Genomic DNA, 391 nt, shown 5'->3' with positions numbered 1-391 from the left:
GCCCTGCTGATATAGTAGACACAGCAAAGTGAGTTGTCCTGATTCTGTTGACAGTCATCCTGCTGCATTTGCAGAGCCCGTGCTTGCTTGTCCGGCAAGACTGGGTGCCCCTAAAAGAGGCATTCTGTCTTTGTCAGGTGCGCTGTCCTGCGCCTTCGCCCGGACTTGCTGTCCGGCTTTGCAAAGATATTGCATCCTTCTTTTTATTGCTACTTGTGGAAGGATATTTTTTCTTCTTCCACATTTTCTTCTGTATTCCCTTCTCCAGATGCGCCACAGCAGGTATTTTATACCCGATACTCATATGCGGTCTGCGATGGTTATAGAAATGTATGTAGCGAGCTATGACATTTCTTGCATGCCCGATGTCGTTGAACCGGCCTCGAGGATG

At 48.3% G+C, this 391-nt stretch carries 1 protein-coding gene; it reads right to left on the bottom strand.

Annotated features, from left to right (window positions below; all coding sequences use genetic code 11):
- Positions 1 to 133: 133 nt before the first annotated feature.
- Positions 134 to 391, bottom strand: a 258-nt coding sequence (locus tag DWY55_RS22470) for an integrase core domain-containing protein (protein WP_243633692.1), incomplete at its 5' end; no start/stop codon positions are given.

This window comes from Bacteroides sp. AF25-38AC (assembly GCF_003602995.1).
Lineage (GTDB): Bacteria > Bacteroidota > Bacteroidia > Bacteroidales > Bacteroidaceae > Bacteroides > Bacteroides uniformis.
The sequence above is the reverse complement of the archived record's forward strand: the minus strand, read 5'-3'. Positions and strand labels throughout refer to the sequence as shown.